The sequence below is a fragment of the uncultured Gemella sp. genome, from assembly GCF_963529685.1.
In the GTDB taxonomy this organism is placed as follows: Bacteria; Bacillota; Bacilli; order Staphylococcales; family Gemellaceae; genus Gemella.
In genome coordinates this window covers 1-2,585 of the sequence record NZ_CAUSAI010000078.1, presented here as the reverse complement: position 1 = coordinate 2,585, position 2,585 = coordinate 1, and the positions used below count along the sequence as shown (strand labels likewise).

1 protein-coding gene and 1 pseudogene are annotated in these 2,585 nt (G+C 29.5%); both read left to right on the top strand.

Going from position 1 to position 2,585, the window contains the following annotated elements; translation table 11 throughout:
- Positions 1-1,203, top strand: a 1,203-nt coding sequence (locus RWS90_RS07815) for a leucine-rich repeat domain-containing protein (RefSeq protein ID WP_314550246.1), incomplete at its 5' end; no start/stop codon positions are given.
- Positions 1,204-1,542: 339 nt separating this feature from the next.
- Positions 1,543-2,585, top strand: a pseudogene (locus tag RWS90_RS07810) (threonine--tRNA ligase); the annotation flags it as partial.

Here is a 2,585-nt window from a genome sequence, read left to right as displayed (position 1 = left end):
AAAATGAAAAAGGTAATATATAAAGCTTTTATCATAACGTTATTAGGATTAACAGTATCTGCTCCTGCGATAAAGGCTAATGATGTCTATGTACCCTTTGGAGAAAAGAAATTTACAGAAATTGAAAATAGCGAAAAAATAGAGTTCGATGATCTTAATCTTAAAGCAGCTTTAATAGAATACTATAAGTTTCATATTAATAAAGACTTTAAAGGTGAGGAAGTAACGGTAGGTATGATGGATCAATTTACAAGTCTATCATTACCTTGGAAAAATATTTTTTCTCTAAAAGGTTTAGAGCATGCTGTTAATCTAAGAAACTTAAACTTATCTAATAACTTCATCGAAGATATTACACCATTAGAAAAGTTAGTAGAATTAGAAGATTTGAATCTTACTAATAATAAAATAAAAGATCCAAAGAGTATAGCTAAATTAACAAAGTTAAGACAGTTAGTACTTCGAAAAAATCTAATGAACAATTTAGATTTTTTAAATGACTTAAAAGTAGAATCGTTAGATATTTCGATGAACAGTGTTTTAAAAGATTATATTCCAAATAATTTAAAACTTGAAAATTTACGAAGCCTAAATATTTCGGGTATAGGTTTAGATAATATATCATTTTTAAAAAATGCTGGAAAACTTGAGAGTTTAGTTGCTGAAGAGAATGCTATTAAAGATGTAACACCTCTAGCTGAGTTGAAATCTCTTAGAGTACTTTATTTGGATAGGAATAGTATAAGTGATATTTCAGCGTTAAAAGATTTGGTTAGCTTGGAGGAATTATTATTATATAAAAACAATATCGAAAATATAGATGCGCTTAAAGATAAGAAATACTTATATCGATTAATGTTAAATGATAATCTAGGATTAAAAAATATAGATGCATTGAAAGCTGTACCGAATATTTCTAGTATAGATATATCTAATACATTGGTGACGGATATTTCATCATTAAAAGATGCTAAGTACCTGTATTATATAGCTTTAAAGAATACTAAAATTAATGAAAATGATATAGCTTCATTTGAGAAAAGTAATCTAGAAGTTAAGAAATCTAATAATATCGATAAGAAATTAGAAATAGTAAAAACAGAAGCCGCAAAATATTTCAGTATTAAAAATTATATTTTTATGGCTCTGATTTTAATGTTAACACTAACTGGTATTAGAAGTTATTGGAGAAAAAATAAATAAAATTTAAAAGAGAGGTGAGTTTTTCTTGAAATTCATCTCTCTTTGTGCTAGAATTACATTAATGAAATAAATCAATATATACTTAGGACACGATATATATTTAACTTATTTAAGAGAGGGTATGGTGCTGAAAATACCTATAAGCAATATATGTTACTACCTAGCTAATAGTATTAACATAGTTAGTGAGCTTTATTCACAAAGAGGAAGTAACTTTGCTTCGAATTTGGGTGGTACCACGAAAATATTCGTCCCTTCTTTAGTTTTGGCTAGAGAAGGGATTTTTTAATTTTTTTAAGTAAGTTAGACTAAGTATATAAAAAAGAAGGAGACCTTAATATGGCTAAATTAGTTTTTCCAGATGGAAATGTAAGAGAATATGATAATAAAACACCATTAGAAATCGCTGAAAGTATTAGCGTAAGTCTTAAGAAAAAAGTGATTTCTGCAAAATTAGATGAGGATTATATCGAAGTTAATAAACCAATAACAAAAGATGGTCATTTAAAACTTATCGTTGCAGATGATGAAGATAAAGATAGTTTATATGTATTACGTCACACTTGCGCACACGTATTAGCACAAGCATTAAGAAGACTATATGGTAAAGATGTACACTTTGGTGTTGGTCCAGCTATTGATGGTGGATTCTACTATGACTTTGATGCAGAATACAAAGTTTCAGAAGAAGACTTTAAAGCAATTGAAAAAGAAGTTAAGAAAATTATTAGTGAAAATCACGTAATTGAAGGGCGCGAAGTAAGTAAAGAAGAAGCTTTAGAAATCTTTAAAGAAGATCCTTATAAAGTAGAATTAATTAACGATCTTCCAGCTGATGAAGTTATCACAGTTTACACACAAGGAGACTTCACTGATCTTTGTCGTGGAGGACACGTAAGTGCAACTTCAAAAATCAAAGAATTTAAATTATTATCTGTAGCTGGTGCATACTGGAGAGGTAATAGTGATAATAAAATGTTACAACGTATTTATGGAACAGCTTATTTCACTAAAGAACATTTAGAACAACACTTAGTACGTCTACAAGAAGCACGTGAACGTGACCACAGAAAACTAGGTAAAGAATTAGGAATTTTCACAACAAGTCAAAAAGTTGGTGCTGGATTACCATTATGGTTACCAAATGGTGCTACTATCCGTCGTACTATCGAAAGATATATCGTTGATAAAGAAGTAGAATTAGGATACGATCACGTTTATACTCCAATTATGGGTTCTAAAGAGTTATATATTACAAGTGGACACTGGGATCACTATCAAGAAGATATGTTTCCACCAATGGAGATGGACCACGAAACAATGGTACTTCGTCCAATGAACTGTCCTCACCACATGATGGTTTATAAAAATGAACGTCACTC